This window comes from Pseudomonas sp. LY-1, assembly GCF_053502595.1.
The window spans coordinates 2,359,094-2,372,325 of record NZ_CP094353.1 but is presented as its reverse complement, the minus strand read 5'-3'; the positions used below and the strand labels follow the sequence as shown (position 1 = coordinate 2,372,325).

Here is a 13,232-nt window from a genome sequence, read left to right as displayed (position 1 = left end):
GCATCGACCGGAACAGAGGTCGTCAGGTTTACCCGATCGAATGCCATTAAAAAAGGACCACTTGACGTAAATGTGCGTAGGAACGCTCCTGAAATTCAGCTTAACAGGCTGACATAGCGCCATGGCAAACAAAAAGCCCGAGGCTTCTTGAGAAACCTCGGGCTTTTTGCCACTGAGCACCGGCTCAACTGGAGCGGCCATGCAGGGTCACATTACGTTCGGCGTTCATTTCGCCCTGGTGAGCAAAACTGAAAGGTTGTTGTGCCTGACCGGTCAGGGCAGCCCGCTGGCGTTGATATTCGTCAAACGACAAGCCGCGACGGCTCAACGCCTCCAGCGCCAGTTCCCGGGTTTCTTGCGCCGTGTAAGGGCGTAATTCAGGCGAAGGATGGGTCGCACAACCGGCAACGACAGAAGTGACGAGTAATAAGGAAACAGCAAAAAATCGGTTCATGGCGACGGCTCTGCGAAGAAGGTCTCAAGTCAATGAACACAGGCTACTCCCGCCCCTGGACAGTGAAAAATCACCATCCGTGATAGTCGCTATCACCCGTCGCCACACCCTCATCAGTGCCACCCTTATATTCTTTTAGGATCTATAAATATGTAAATACGTTCATTTACGAAATAAGCATAACCTTCTACAAATGGCTCCACGCGAATTCGACACTGTTCGCCAGGCAACTGTTGCGCAGGCAACAGCCATTCAACAAAACACCAGGCAGACAACAGCAACGTTTTTCAGCAGTGAGCCCGCAGCCCAGGCGGATCAAGGCCTGCAGCCGTTGGTACAGCGCTTGCTCAGACCGGCTCACTTCCCCTGCTATGCCACTGTTGAAAAAGGAACTGTTGATGACCCGTCCCCTGAATGTCGTTGCCCTCTCCGGCGGAACCTGGCGCCCGTCCCGTACCCTGGTGTTGACCCAGGCCGTGCTGGCCGAACTGGCGACGTTGTTGCCGATCCAGACGACCCTGATCGAACTCGGTGATATCGCCCGGCCACTGGGCGGCGCACTGTCGCGCGATGAGTTGCCGGCCGAGGTCGAATCCCAACTGTTGGCCATCGAACAGGCCGACTTGCTGATCGTCGCCGCACCGGTCTATCGCGGTTCTTATCCAGGCCTGCTCAAGCATCTATTCGACCTGGTTGGCCTCAACTCGTTGATCGACACCCCTGTGCTGCTGGCCGCCACCGGCGGCAGCGAACGTCACGCGCTGGTACTCGATCACCAGTTGCGCCCGCTGTTCAGCTTCTTCCAGGCCCTGACCTTGCCGATCGGCGTATATGCCACCGAAGCCGATTTCACCGATTACCAAATCACCAACGAAGCCTTGAAAGGCCGTATTCGCCTTGCGGCAGAACGCGCAGCCCCTTTGTTCGCCGCGCACGCCCCCTCAGTGTTGAAAATCGCTTAAGGATTCGTCATGGATGTTTTCTGGTTTCTGCCCACTCATGGCGACGGTCATTACCTGGGCACCACCCAAGGTGCCCGTCCGGTCACCCTCAATTATCTGAAGCAAGTCGCCCAGGCCGCTGACAGCCTTGGCTACTACGGCGTGTTGATTCCTACCGGGCGTTCGTGCGAAGACTCCTGGGTAATCGCCTCGGCGCTGGTGCCGCTGACAGAACGCTTGCGCTACCTGGTGGCAATTCGCCCTGGCATCATCTCGCCCACAGTGTCGGCGCGCATGGCGGCGACCCTGGATCGCCTGTCCAACGGCCGCCTGCTGATCAACGTCGTGACCGGCGGCGACCCCGACGAAAACCGCGGCGACGGCAGCTTCCTCGACCACCGCGAACGCTATGAAGTCTCCGACGAATTCCTCAAGATCTGGCGCCGCGTATTGCAGGGCGAATCGGTGGACTTCGAAGGCAAACACCTGCGTGTGCAGAATGCCAAGGCACTTTACCCACCGGTGCAGAAGCCTTATCCACCGCTGTACTTCGGCGGTTCCTCCGACGCCGCCCACGACCTCGCCGCCGAACAGGTGGACGTGTACCTGACCTGGGGCGAACCACCCGCCGCCGTCGCCGAAAAACTCGCGGATGTACGTGAACGGGCCGCGCGCCATGGGCGGTGCGCGCTGGAGCGACACCCTGGCCATCGTGCGTGAATTCGCCAAGGTCGACAGCTCCATCGCTCATGTCTTCGGTTTTCACCACCTGATGCTCGCTACGATGCGCCTGTTTTCGCGGCCGGACCAATGGCAGCCGTGGTTCGAACAGACCGCACGCAAAAACTGGTTCTGGGGCAACGCCCTCAACCCGCTGGACACGCGCACGCAGGTCAAGGATTTCGGCGGTTGGCGTGAGTTCTCCGGCAAGAAGAGCTTCTGCTCCGGCGCCAGCGACTCGGAAATGCTGATCGCCTCGGCGGTGGATGAGAGTGCCGGCGGCAAGTTGCTGATCGCCGCCATCCCCAGCGGGCGCAGCGGCATCACCTTGCACAACGACTGGAACAATATCGGCCAGCGCCAGACCGACAGCGGCAGCGCCAGTTTCGAACGGGTGCGCGTCGAGGAGTCGGAATTGCTGCTCGACCCGGGCCCTCTGAGCACACCGTTCGCCTGCCTGCGCCCACTGATCGCGCAGTTGACCTTCACGCACATGTTCCTCGGCATAGCCGAAGGTGCCTTTGATGAAGCGCGCAACTACACCCTCACCGAAACCCGTGCGTGGCATAAATCCACCGCCGAGCATGTGCGCCAAGACCCTTACGTGCTGCACCACTACGGCGAGTTCTGGGTGGCCCTGCAAGGTGTGCGCCTGCTGGTGGAACGCGCCGCCGCGCTGCTCGATCAAGCCTGGGCCCAGGGGCCGAACCTCAGCGAAAACGAACGCGGCCAACTGGCCATCGCCATCGCCACCGCCAAGGTCGCCGCCAGCCGCCAGGGCCTGGAGTTGTGCAGCCGCCTGTTTGAAGTCACCGGCGCGCGCTCCACCCATGCGTCACTGCGCCTGGACCGGCACTGGCGCAACCTGCGCACGCAAAGCCTGCACGACCCGGTGGACTACAAACTCCACGAACTGGGGGACTGGGCGTTGAACCAGTCCCTGCCGACTCCTACGTTCTATTCATAAAGAGGTGCCCATGCAGCTTTTAACCTTACCGCCCTCGCCCGCCCTCGCCCGCCCTCGCCACCTCGATCCGCGCCACGGCCCAGGTCTTCGAAGACCCGAAATCCCAGGCACTGCTCGACCATATCCAGCAAGTGGCGCCCAGCGAAGCCAGCGTGTTGATCATCGGCGAAACCGGGACCGGTAAAGAGCTGGTGGCGCGCCACATTCATAACCTCAGCGCACGACGCAACCGGCCCTTCGTGGCGGTGAACTGCGGGGCGTTTTCCGAATCGCTGGTGGAAGCCGAACTGTTCGGCCATGAAAAAGGCGCCTTCACCGGCGCCCTCAGCGCCAAGGCCGGCTGGTTCGAAGAGGCCGACGGCGGCACCTTGTTCCTCGATGAGATCGGTGATTTGCCGATGGCGATCCAGGTCAAGTTATTGCGCGTACTGCAAGAGCGGGAGGTGGTGCGCCTGGGCTCGCGCAAGAGCATTCCCATCGATGTGCGCGTGCTTGCGGCGACCAACGTGCAGCTGGAAAAAGCCATCAACGCCGGGCACTTCCGTGAAGACCTCTACTACCGTCTCGACGTGGTCAGCCTGGAACTCAGCCCGTTGCGCGAGCGTCCCGGCGATATCCTGCCGCTGACCCGACACTTCATCGAAGCCTACAGCCAGCGCCTGGGCTACGGCCCGGTCACCATCAGCCGCGAGGCCGAACACAAGCTGAAAAACTACAGCTGGCCGGGCAATATCCGCGAACTGGAAAACGTGATTCACCACACCTTGCTGATCTGCCGCAATGGCGTGATCGAACGCGACGATTTACGCCTGTCGAACCTGCGCATCGAGCGTCAGGACGACAGCCAGCACGGCACCGACAACAGTGCCGAAGCCTTGCTGGAACGGGCCTTTCAAAAGCTGTTCGAGGAACAGGCCGGTGCCCTGCATGAAAAAGTCGAGGACGCGTTGCTGCGTGCCGCCTACCGCTTCAGCCACTACAACCAGGTCCACACCGCCAACCTGCTGGGCCTGAGCCGCAACGTCACACGCACGCGCCTGATCAAGATCGGCGAACTGGCGGTGAACAAGCGCCGCCCAGGGGGAAACGTTCAGGGTGAGCGCATGCTGCACCTATCCATTTAAACGGCAGTGCAACGCATTGTCATGGCTGCGCTCGAAACTGTGCAGCACCTGGAACGAACCGAAGGTCACGGCCGTGGCCTGGTGGGCGCGTATCAGTGTCCAGAAATCTTCTTCGCCGTGCTCAACGCACTGGAAGGCCGCCTCGCCGTCCTCGCGTGAGCGCCATTGCAGGTAATTGAGTACCCGCCGCCCGTCATCGCTGACCTGCACACTCGCATTGAGAAAGCCGCCGTGCCCTTGGGCCAGGCGCTCGCTCTGGATGGACAATGCCGCGACCAGGGCGAGCTGTTGCTGGGGCTCGACCTGAAACTCGATCAATTGAGTGAAACTGCGATTCTTCTCTGATACCTGCATGAACACTCCCCTTTCTCTGTAGGCAGAATCTTGTGATTCGATACCACGCAGGGTAAAACCTCTAGTTAAGTCAAGGTCAAGGGTTAATCCGGAGTTTTTCATGGTTACCAAGGAGCTTACTGTTGGCCAACTGTCGGCCCGCAGCGGCGTGGCGGTCACGGCCCTGCATTTCTACGAAACCAAGGGGCTGATCAAAAGCAATCGCAATGCCGGCAACCAGCGGCGCTACCCGCGCGATGTACTGCGTCGGGTGGTGGTGATCAAGATCGCCCAGCGCCTGGGGATTCCGCTGGCGACGATTGGTGAAGCGTTGCAGGCCCTGCCGGATGGACGCACGCCGACGGCTAAAGATTGGCAGCGTTTGTCGGCATCGTGGCGGGCAGATCTGGACGAGCGCATCAACAAGCTGATGCTCCTGCGCGACAAGCTCAATGGCTGTATTGGCTGTGGATGCCTGTCGCTGGAAGCCTGCCCGTTGCGCAATCAGGGCGACCTGCTCGGTGAGCGTGGGCCGGGGGCTCAGTTGTTGGAGCCCAGCTGAAAAACCGCTCCCTGTGGGAAATGTTCACCTTAACCCCCTGGGACAGCGCCGCGCCCTGAACCCCGTGATGTCGCTGCGGCTGGCGCCCGCCGCAGCACTTATGGCGCAACGATCTGCCTGTTCACTGTTGCCTGGGCAACACCTCGTCGGTTGCCCGCAAGCCACGGCCGGCGTGGCCTATAGTGAAAGGGCCGTCCCTTCATAAACACAATTCAGGGAGAATGATATGAGCGTAAAACCTATTCCCGAGGGCTATCACAGCATCACGCCCTACCTGGGCGTCGAAAAAGCCGCCGAAGCCATCGAGTTCTACAAAAAAGCCTTCAACGCCACGCAAGTCATGCGCCTGGACATGCCCGACGGCAAGGTCGGCCACGCTGAACTGCGTATCGGAGACTCGGCGATCATGCTCGCCTCGCCCTGCGGTGAAATGGCCTTCGGCAGCCCGCGCGATGGCCACACCAGTGTCGGCCTGCATTTATATGTGGACGATGTCGACGCGCAGTATCGACAAGCGGTCGCAGCCGGCGGCCTGTCCATTTCCGAACCCAAGGACCAGTTCTACGGCGACCGCTCCGCCACGCTGAGAGATCCGTTCGGTCATGTGTGGTTCCTCGCCTCCCGCAAGGAGAATCTGAACGAAGCACAAATCCGCCAGCGCGCCGAAGCGCTGTTCAAGCAAGGCTGAGCCTGGGAACGGGCTTGCTCGCGATGGCGCTCGGGCAGGCCCGCTGCCACTGTTTGATCGAGGGTCGGCTTGAGACGGGGGCTGCCCAGCACCGCGGCCTCAGCGCCCCGAATGTGAACCTGAAACATTTGCTTTCATATCTGGGTTAGGGATTTCTCATTCTCATCCGTCTTAACTTAGATACAGCCTGTCGCGTCAGCAAAAGCTACGACCGGTCTTTTCCGGGCCCTCATTGCCCCCCTCCGATCAAGACTCCCATTCACATGTCGAAGAAGTCGCGCTCAAAACTCTGGTTTCTCGTACACAGCTGGCTGGCATTACCCATCTGGTTTTTTGTACTGATCGTCTGCGTCACCGGCACCCTGGCCGTGGTCAGCCAGGAAATCGTCTGGCTGGCCAACCCGGAAATCCGCGCCAGCAAGCCGTCGGACGCCGCCGAACCGCTGAGCTATGACCAGGTGATCAACGCCATCAAACGCGCCGAGCCCCTGGTGATCGTGCAATCCATCATCCGCCCGGACGAGTCGCACTTCGCCCTGAGTGTCACCCTCAGCTACCCCGACGGGCGCTCGGTGGAGGTCTATGTCAACCCTTACACCGGGGCGATCCAGGGCATCAGCCCGGCGTTCGACTTCAAACAATTCACCCGCGCCCTGCACGGCTGGTGGCTGGTGCCATTCACCAATGGGTTCAGTTGGGGCTGGTACCTGGTCTCCGCGCTCGGCCTGCCGTTGCTGGCGTCGTTGATCACCGGGCTGGTGGTGTACAAGCGCTTCTGGAAGGGCTTTTTGCGCCCGACCCTGCGCATCCGCCATGGCGCGCGAATCTTCTGGGGCGACTTCCATCGCCTGAGCGGTATCTGGTCGATCTGGTTCATCGCGGTCATTTCCATCACCGGCACCTGGTTCCTGATTCAGGCGATCCTGGGGGATAACCAGATTTCCATCTCCAGCGAACCCATCGTGCCGGTGATCGCCCGGGAGAACGTGCCGACGTCCGCCCCCGGCGTGCCGGCGCCGATGATTGCCCTGGACGACGCGATCGAAATCGCCAGCCAACGGATTCCGGGGCTGGAGACCAGCTTCGTGTTCCTGCCACTCAATGCCTACAGCCATCTGCAGATCGGCGGGCGGGGCTGGTACCCGTTGATGTTCCAGACCGCACAGATCAACCCCTACACCGGCGAAGTGGCGGTTTCGCACCTGCTGTCCAACCGCTCGACGCTGGAGTTCGTCACCGAGTCCATGCGCCCGCTGCACACCGGCGACTTTGGCGGGCTGTGGATCAAGCTGATCTGGGCATTCTTCGGCCTGGTGTTGAGCATGATGGTGTTGAGCGGCCTGCTGATCTGGACCAAACGCACGGCCCTGGCCACCCTCCATGCCCTCAAGCGCAGCCACAAGGCGCCGCGCCAGGCGGCAGCGGTCGCGGCCCTGCAGGCTGAAATGGCGGAGGGCAACCAATGAGCAAGGTCGCTGCCGCAACGCCTTCGCCACTACGCGCCGTGTGGCTGAAATGGCGGTTCCACCTTAACGTCCTGCTGTTGCTGGTGCCCCTGGGCTTCATGCCCAAGTACTTTGCCGACGCCGCGCTGTTTCGCGGTGACAGCGGCATCGGCGAGCGGGTGGCCGGCGAGGTGCAGGTCGGGCCCTGGAGCCTGACCCTCGCCGAGTTCCGCAACGAAGGCCCGCGCCCCGACCCGGCCGGCCCGATGAAATTCTTCAATGCGGCCCTGTGCGCCAACTGCGCCGAGCAGGTCAAGGCAACCTACCTGCGTATCGGCAAACCGCGCAGCCTGCGCGCCGCCGGGGTGATCTTCTTCGGCACGCCGTACCGCATGGGCGCGCTGCTCCCGGTGCCCGAGCGCACGCCGGCCGACGCCGAACTGTGGGTCACCATGGAAGGCTGGGACGGCACGATGCACCAGGGTTCCATTGCGCTGAGCCAGGCCTCGCCTGCCACCATTGCCTGGCTGAACAAGCAAGGAGTCAAACCATGACATTGATACGCCTGAGCCGCGCCTGCGCCACGTTGTTGCTGTGCGTCGGTTTCTGTCCCACAGCCGTGGCCCACAACCCGATGTGCGAATGCAAGGAAATCCCCGGCGAACAGATCCAATGCACCGGCGGTTTTTCCGACGGCAGCGGCGCCCCCGGCGTGACCCTGGATGTGATCGGCTACGACGAAACCATCCTCGTGCCCGGCAAGCTCGGCGCGGACTCGACCCTGACCTTCAAGAAGCCCTCAGCTGAGTTCTACGTGCTGTTCGATGCAGGCCCCGGTCACGTCGTTGAAATCGACCAAGCGGATATCCCGTCCCAATGAGTACGACACAGGTGGTACGCCCAGCCGGGGCCGGGCACGAAACCCTCTATGTCCTGCTGCTGTGCCTGATCATTCTGGCGGTGGCCGGTACGGTGGTGGCCCTGCACGGTGAAACCCAGGCCGTGGTTGCCGTGCCCAGCCACCAGTTGGACGCGCGCCGCGACCTCAGCGCCGCCGAGCAAGGCATCTACGCCGACCTGCGCGTGACCCTGGATGAAATCCACTGGCTGCAGCAGGCACACAGCGCCCTGCCGACGCCCGCGCAACTGGCCGAAGAAGGCTTTGCGCCCTTTGCCCAGGACGCCAGCTCGGTCAGCCGTGGCGATCATCGCTGGCAGTTGCTGGCGCCGTCGGCCTACCTCGGCGTGAGCCAGGCGCCGGCCACCAGCGGCTCGCTGCTGATGCGGGTAACGGGCGCCGAGCCGGACATCTGGCTCAACCGCCGCCCAGACCTGGCCGCCCCCGCCGACCTCACCGACCAGGCGCTGATCGCGGCCGGCTGGCAGCAAGTGGTCGCGCAATTCGACGCCGGCGTGACCCGCCAGCACCGTCACTGACCGAGAAGACCGATTGCCCATGTCTATTTCATCGCCCCTTGTACGCCTGCTGCTGGTCAGCCTGATCAGCCTGCTGCTCGCCCCGCTGGCCAACGCCGAGGCAGCCAAGCGCCTGCGGATCGGCATCACCCTGCATCCTTATTACAGCTACGTCGCCAACATCGTCGGCGACAAGGCCGAGGTGGTGCCGCTGATTCCTGCCGGTTTCAACCCACATGCCTACGAGCCGCGCGCCGACGACATCAAGCGCATCGGCACCCTGGATGTGATCGTGCTCAACGGGGTCGGCCACGACGATTTCGCCGACCGCATGATCGCCACCAGCGAGCGGCCGGACATCCCGGTGATCGAAGCCAACGCCAACGTGCCGCTGCTGGCCGCCACCGGCAACGCCGCGCGCGGCGCCGGCAAGGTGGTCAACCCACACACCTTCCTGTCGATCAGTGCCTCGATTGCCCAGGTCAACAACATCGCCCGCGAACTGGGCAAGCTCGACCCGGACAACGCCAAAACCTACACCCAGAACGCCCGCGCCTACGGCAAGCGCCTGCGGCAGATGCGCGCCGAGGCCCTGGCCAAGCTGACCCGCGCGCCCAACCCGGACTTGCGCGTGGCCACAGTCCACGCAGCCTACGACTACCTGCTGCGCGAGTTCGGCCTGGAAGTCACCGCCGTGGTCGAGCCGGCCCACGGCATCGAACCCAGCCCGAGCCAGTTGAAGAAAACCATCGATGAATTGCGCGCCCTGGATGTGAAAGTGATCTTCTCGGAGATGGATTTCCCGTCCACCTACGTCGAGACCATCCAGCGTGAATCCGGGGTCCGGCTGTACCCGCTGTCGCATATCTCCTACGGCGAATACAGCGCTGAAAAGTACGAAGTGGAAATGACCGGCAACCTCAACACCGTGGTGCGGGCGATTCAGGAGTCGGGGGCATGACGGCGGCGCAACGCTTGAGCATGGTCAGCGTCGGCCCGACGATCGACTTCGACAAGGTGTCGCTGACCCTGGGCCGCACCGTGATCCTCGATGGCGTGAGCTTCCAGGTGCAGCCGGGCAGCATCCATGCACTGGTGGGCCCGAACGGCGGTGGGAAAAGCTCGCTGATCAAGACGCTGCTGGGGCAAACGCCGCACCAGGGGCAACTGCGCCTGACGTGGCCGGACACGCCCGGCACCATTGGTTATGTGCCCCAGGCGCTGGAGTTCGACCGCGGCCTGCCGATGACCGTGGATGACTTCATGGCGGCGATGTGTCAGCGGCGCCCGGCGTTTCTCGGGCTGTCCAGGCATTACGCCGGCGCCATCGGCGAGGCCCTGGAACGGGTCGGCCTGCAGGACAAACGCAAACGGCGCATGGGCGCGTTGTCGGGCGGTGAACGTCAGCGCGTGCTGCTCGCCCAGGGGCTGATCCCGGCCCCGCAATTGCTGGTGTTGGATGAGCCGATGTCGGCCCTCGATGAAGCCGGTATCCAGGTGTTCGAACGTCTGCTCAATGACTGGCGCCGCGCCGGGATCACCGTGCTGTGGATCGAGCACGACCTGGACGCCGTGGGCCGCCTCGCCGACCGCGTCACCGGCCTGAACCGCCGCGTGCTGTTCGACGCCACACCCAAAGCGGCACTGACCCCGGATCGCCTGCTGACCCTGTTCTCCACCCATCCTCGGAGCCTGGCGCCATGAGTTATGAAGCGTTTCGCCTGATGGTCCAGGGCTGGGCCTCTTCCGGTTACCTGCCGGAGGCGCTGGCCTATGGTTTTGTGGTCAACGCCCTGCTCGCCGGCCTGCTGATCGGCCCGGTGCTGGGCGGCCTGGGGACGCTGGTGGTGGTCAAGCGCTTTGCGTTTTTCTCCGAAGCGGTCGGCCATGCCGCGCTGACCGGCGTGGCCGTGGGCATTCTGCTCGGCGAACCCTACACCGGGCCCTATGGCGCGCTGTTCGGCTACTGCCTGCTGTTCGGCATCCTGCTCAATTACCTGCGCAACCGCACCGGCCTGGCGCCGGATACCTTGATCGGCGTATTCCTCTCGGTGTCCCTGGCGTTGGGCGCAAGCCTGCTGTTGATACTGGCGGGCAAGATCAACGTTCACATCCTGGAAAACGTGCTGTTCGGTTCGGTGTTGACGGTCAATGGCAACGACCTGCTGGTGCTGGCGATTGTCGGTTCGCTGGTGATGGCCCTCGCCCTGCCGCTGTACAACCGCATCATGCTCGCCAGCTTCAACCCGCAATTGGCGGCGGTACGCGGAGTGGCGGTGAAGACCCTGGATTACCTGTTCGTGATCCTGGTGACGTTGATCACCGTCGCAGCGGTCAAGGTCATCGGGGCGATCCTGGTGGGCGCGCTGCTGGTGATTCCGGCGGCGGCGGCACGCCTGCTGAGCCAGTCGCTCAAAGGCTTCTTCTGGGTCTCCGTGGCGATTGCCACCGTCAGCACGTTGTGCGGCATCCTGCTGCCGATCATCTTCGACCTGCCCATCCCCTCCGGCGCCGCGATCATCCTGGTCGCCGGTATCGCCTTCGCCCTCGCCGCCATCGCGCGCGGCACCGTGCCCAGCCTCAAAGGGAATCTTGGATAATGCACCCTGCCTTTCGCCCAATGGCCTTGGCCATCGCTTGCCTGATCAGCGCGTCGGCGCTGGCCGTCGACGGTTTTGATCCGAAGAGTTTCAAAGTCAACCAAGGCCTGGGCCACGCCGCGCTGACCAAAGCGAAAAAGCCTGTGAAGGTCCTCGCCTCGTTGCCCATTACCTATGGCCTGGCGGAGCTGCTGCTTAAAGGCAGCGACGTACAGCTCGAACGCGCCGCACCGGCCAACCTGCCCGGTTCGCGGCAGGTGTCCTACTTCACCGGCCGTGGCGCGCCGGCCTTGAACACGTTGGCGATGGATGCCGATGCCGTCATCGGCTTGCGTTCGCTGTGGGCCGATGACCCGCTGTACCCGGTGGCGCGACGCAGCAATATCCGCATCGTCGAAGTGGACGCCGCGCGCCCGGTGGACGGTGGCCTGCCGGGGATCGCCGTACAACCGGGCGTCAGCGATGGCTTGAACAGCCAGCCGTGGCAATCGAGCAACAATATGGGGCGCATGGCCGATGTGATGGCCGCCGACCTGAGCCGCCTGGCACCGGGCGCGAAGGCGCAAATCGACGCCAACCTGGCCGCCCTCAAGCTGCGCCTGCTCAAGCTCACCGCCGACAGCGAAGCACGGCTGGCCCAGGCGGATAACCTGAGCGTGGTCAGCCTGAGCGATCACTTTGCGTATCTGCTCGGCAGCTTGAACCTGGAAGTGCTCGACACCGACGCACGCCCAGATGCCGACTGGACGCCCGAGGCCTTACAGCAACTGAGCAGCCGCCTGAAGGACAACGAGGTGGCCGTGGTGCTGCACCATCGCCCGCCAAGCGCGGCGGTGCAAACCGCGGTGACGGCCGGGGGCGCGCAACTGCTGGTCTTGAACGTCGACGGCGCCGACCCGGTGACGGCGTTGGAAAGCAATGTGGATCAACTGATCAAGACGCTGAGCCCATGACATCCACGCCCACGTGGATGGCATCATGCCGCCAGAACTCCAGGTCGCAGTCGATCAAACGCTGATGCTGGTCATAGTTGACCCGGGCGATACGCAAGCCCGGGCTGCCCACCGACACGCGCAACGCGGCGGCGGCTTCCACCGGCAGTGAGGTCGGCACAATCTCGAAGCGTACCCGCCCGTAGTGCAAATCGTACTTGCGCGCGTACAGCTCGGTCATCGACTGGTTCAGGTCGCAGGCCAGAATCCCGGGGAAATACTGCGGGTTCAGGTAGTGCTCCACATACAACACCAGGCGCTCATCGATCCTGCGCCGGCGGCAGATCTGGATCACGCTGGACAGCGCCGGCAATTGCAACCACGCACACACCGCCGCCGATGCCGGTTGCAGCCGCGCGCTGATCACCTCGGTCGACGCCACGCGGCCCTGGTCGTTGACCATTGCGTGAAAGTGGCTGCGCTGCATCAGGTTGTAGGCCAGGCGCGGCGGCGAGACAAACCAGCCACGGCGCTCCTCGCGATAGATCTGGCCTTGGGCCTCCAGTTGTAACAAGGCTTCCCGCACCGTAATCCGGGTGGTACCAAACAACTCGCTGAGCTTGCGCTCGGCGGGCAGTTTGCTGGCTGGCGGCAAAAGGCCATGGTCGATCTGCTCTTGCAGCGCCAGGCCGATGGATGTCACCGCCTTGATTGCCTCATCACGCATCAACGTTACCTATCTGGACTAGACCAGCACCGTTCAGGTGCATAAACCGCTCATTAAATGGGCCTGTATTACTGCATGCCAGCCTAGGCATTGCAGATGACCGACAGATGACAACCCCGGTCGAGCCTCGTGATAAACCTTGCAATCCGTCGGCCAAGTCCAAGGCCTGCGGGCGCTTGGGCATGGTCTACGCTAAACCTGCGCCGAGCGACATCGGTGCTTCAAAAACGACATCGACATGAAACTGTCATCCATCCCGCCTAGATTGGCTCAGGTATTGCTGACCTAGACCAACACCACCGCTAACGTTCATATAAAACGCC

At 62.7% G+C, this 13,232-nt stretch carries 14 protein-coding genes and 3 pseudogenes; 14 read left to right on the top strand and 3 right to left on the bottom strand.

Going from position 1 to position 13,232, the window contains the following annotated elements:
* Window positions 1-184 precede the first annotated feature (184 nt).
* On the bottom strand, window positions 185-454 hold the full coding sequence (locus MOQ67_RS10975) for a hypothetical protein (protein WP_026140011.1): 270 nt from the start codon (window positions 452-454) through the stop codon (window positions 185-187).
* Between the two features lie 398 nt (window positions 455-852).
* Here MOQ67_RS10975 and msuE point away from each other — a divergent pair, with 398 nt between their 5' ends.
* The 4 genes and pseudogenes from msuE (at window position 853) to MOQ67_RS10955 (ending at window position 4,206) form a co-directional block, all read left to right on the top strand.
* Window positions 853-1,416: an FMN reductase gene (msuE, locus tag MOQ67_RS10970; protein ID WP_198718346.1), complete on the top strand. Its 564-nt coding sequence runs from the start codon at window positions 853-855 to the stop codon at window positions 1,414-1,416.
* Between the two features lie 9 nt (window positions 1,417-1,425).
* Window positions 1,426-2,079: pseudogene (locus tag MOQ67_RS10965) on the top strand (LLM class flavin-dependent oxidoreductase); the annotation flags it as partial.
* Window positions 2,063-3,082, top strand: a pseudogene (locus MOQ67_RS10960) (acyl-CoA dehydrogenase family protein); the annotation flags it as partial. The pseudogenes MOQ67_RS10965 and MOQ67_RS10960, both read left to right, overlap by 17 nt.
* A gap of 10 nt (window positions 3,083-3,092) precedes the next feature.
* Window positions 3,093-4,206, top strand: a pseudogene (locus tag MOQ67_RS10955) (sigma-54 interaction domain-containing protein).
* Here MOQ67_RS10955 and MOQ67_RS10950 read toward each other — a convergent pair.
* Entirely contained in the window at window positions 4,195-4,560 is a 366-nt protein-coding gene (locus tag MOQ67_RS10950; protein WP_017846906.1) for an antibiotic biosynthesis monooxygenase, read from the bottom strand. The pseudogene MOQ67_RS10955 and the gene MOQ67_RS10950 sit on opposite strands and share 12 nt — an antisense overlap.
* A 100-nt stretch (window positions 4,561-4,660) precedes the next feature.
* Between MOQ67_RS10950 and soxR the strand changes: the two genes are divergently transcribed.
* From soxR to MOQ67_RS10900, 10 genes are all read left to right on the top strand, one after another.
* Complete coding sequence (soxR, locus tag MOQ67_RS10945; RefSeq protein WP_017846905.1) at window positions 4,661-5,101, top strand: redox-sensitive transcriptional activator SoxR; 441 nt, start codon at window positions 4,661-4,663, stop codon at window positions 5,099-5,101.
* Window positions 5,102-5,327: 226 nt separating this feature from the next.
* Window positions 5,328-5,789 carry a VOC family protein gene (locus MOQ67_RS10940; protein ID WP_017846904.1) on the top strand — a complete coding sequence of 154 codons (462 nt, stop codon included), beginning with the start codon at window positions 5,328-5,330 and terminating at the stop codon, window positions 5,787-5,789.
* A 263-nt stretch (window positions 5,790-6,052) separates the two neighbouring features.
* Window positions 6,053-7,255 (top strand): PepSY-associated TM helix domain-containing protein, encoded by a 1,203-nt coding sequence (locus tag MOQ67_RS10935; protein ID WP_046491043.1) that lies wholly within the window; start codon window positions 6,053-6,055, stop codon window positions 7,253-7,255.
* The gene (locus MOQ67_RS10930; RefSeq protein ID WP_017846902.1) at window positions 7,252-7,788 is read left to right on the top strand and encodes a hypothetical protein; all 537 of its coding nucleotides are present in this window, start codon (window positions 7,252-7,254) and stop codon (window positions 7,786-7,788) included. Before MOQ67_RS10935 ends, MOQ67_RS10930 begins: the two co-directional genes overlap by 4 nt.
* Window positions 7,785-8,114, top strand: a complete 330-nt coding sequence (locus MOQ67_RS10925) for a hypothetical protein (protein WP_046491045.1) — start codon at window positions 7,785-7,787, stop codon at window positions 8,112-8,114. Before MOQ67_RS10930 ends, MOQ67_RS10925 begins: the two co-directional genes overlap by 4 nt.
* Window positions 8,111-8,671 carry a DUF6162 family protein gene (locus MOQ67_RS10920; RefSeq protein ID WP_026140009.1) on the top strand — a complete coding sequence of 187 codons (561 nt, stop codon included), beginning with the start codon at window positions 8,111-8,113 and terminating at the stop codon, window positions 8,669-8,671. Before MOQ67_RS10925 ends, MOQ67_RS10920 begins: the two co-directional genes overlap by 4 nt.
* Before the next feature lie 19 nt (window positions 8,672-8,690).
* Entirely contained in the window at window positions 8,691-9,611 is a 921-nt protein-coding gene (locus MOQ67_RS10915) for a metal ABC transporter substrate-binding protein (RefSeq protein ID WP_017846899.1), read from the top strand.
* The gene (locus MOQ67_RS10910) at window positions 9,608-10,354 is read left to right on the top strand and encodes a metal ABC transporter ATP-binding protein (protein ID WP_017846898.1); all 747 of its coding nucleotides are present in this window, start codon (window positions 9,608-9,610) and stop codon (window positions 10,352-10,354) included. The genes MOQ67_RS10915 and MOQ67_RS10910 overlap by 4 nt, the downstream gene beginning before the upstream one ends.
* Complete coding sequence (locus tag MOQ67_RS10905) at window positions 10,351-11,250, top strand: metal ABC transporter permease (protein ID WP_017846897.1); 900 nt, start codon at window positions 10,351-10,353, stop codon at window positions 11,248-11,250. The genes MOQ67_RS10910 and MOQ67_RS10905 overlap by 4 nt, the downstream gene beginning before the upstream one ends.
* On the top strand, window positions 11,250-12,203 hold the full coding sequence (locus MOQ67_RS10900; protein ID WP_198717888.1) for a metal ABC transporter solute-binding protein, Zn/Mn family: 954 nt from the start codon (window positions 11,250-11,252) through the stop codon (window positions 12,201-12,203). Before MOQ67_RS10905 ends, MOQ67_RS10900 begins: the two co-directional genes overlap by 1 nt.
* On the opposite strand, the gene MOQ67_RS10895 is transcribed toward MOQ67_RS10900, so the two are convergent.
* Window positions 12,184-12,909, bottom strand: a complete 726-nt coding sequence (locus MOQ67_RS10895) for a UTRA domain-containing protein (protein ID WP_017846895.1) — start codon at window positions 12,907-12,909, stop codon at window positions 12,184-12,186. The genes MOQ67_RS10900 and MOQ67_RS10895 overlap by 20 nt on opposite strands.
* Window positions 12,910-13,232 lie beyond the last annotated feature (323 nt).

Coding starts and splice junctions, on each gene's coding strand:
- MOQ67_RS10910 (WP_017846898.1), top strand. CDS start 9,608: ATGACGGCGGCGCAACGCTTGAGCATGGTCAGCGTCGGCCCGACGATC.
- MOQ67_RS10920 (WP_026140009.1), top strand. CDS start 8,111: ATGAGTACGACACAGGTGGTACGCCCAGCCGGGGCCGGGCACGAAACC.
- msuE (WP_198718346.1), top strand. CDS start 853: ATGACCCGTCCCCTGAATGTCGTTGCCCTCTCCGGCGGAACCTGGCGC.
- MOQ67_RS10940 (WP_017846904.1), top strand. CDS start 5,328: ATGAGCGTAAAACCTATTCCCGAGGGCTATCACAGCATCACGCCCTAC.
- MOQ67_RS10915 (WP_017846899.1), top strand. CDS start 8,691: ATGTCTATTTCATCGCCCCTTGTACGCCTGCTGCTGGTCAGCCTGATC.
- soxR (WP_017846905.1), top strand. CDS start 4,661: ATGGTTACCAAGGAGCTTACTGTTGGCCAACTGTCGGCCCGCAGCGGC.
- MOQ67_RS10950 (WP_017846906.1), bottom strand. CDS start 4,560: ATGCAGGTATCAGAGAAGAATCGCAGTTTCACTCAATTGATCGAGTTT.
- MOQ67_RS10925 (WP_046491045.1), top strand. CDS start 7,785: ATGACATTGATACGCCTGAGCCGCGCCTGCGCCACGTTGTTGCTGTGC.
- MOQ67_RS10900 (WP_198717888.1), top strand. CDS start 11,250: ATGCACCCTGCCTTTCGCCCAATGGCCTTGGCCATCGCTTGCCTGATC.
- MOQ67_RS10905 (WP_017846897.1), top strand. CDS start 10,351: ATGAGTTATGAAGCGTTTCGCCTGATGGTCCAGGGCTGGGCCTCTTCC.
- MOQ67_RS10975 (WP_026140011.1), bottom strand. CDS start 454: ATGAACCGATTTTTTGCTGTTTCCTTATTACTCGTCACTTCTGTCGTT.
- MOQ67_RS10930 (WP_017846902.1), top strand. CDS start 7,252: ATGAGCAAGGTCGCTGCCGCAACGCCTTCGCCACTACGCGCCGTGTGG.
- MOQ67_RS10935 (WP_046491043.1), top strand. CDS start 6,053: ATGTCGAAGAAGTCGCGCTCAAAACTCTGGTTTCTCGTACACAGCTGG.
- MOQ67_RS10895 (WP_017846895.1), bottom strand. CDS start 12,909: ATGCGTGATGAGGCAATCAAGGCGGTGACATCCATCGGCCTGGCGCTG.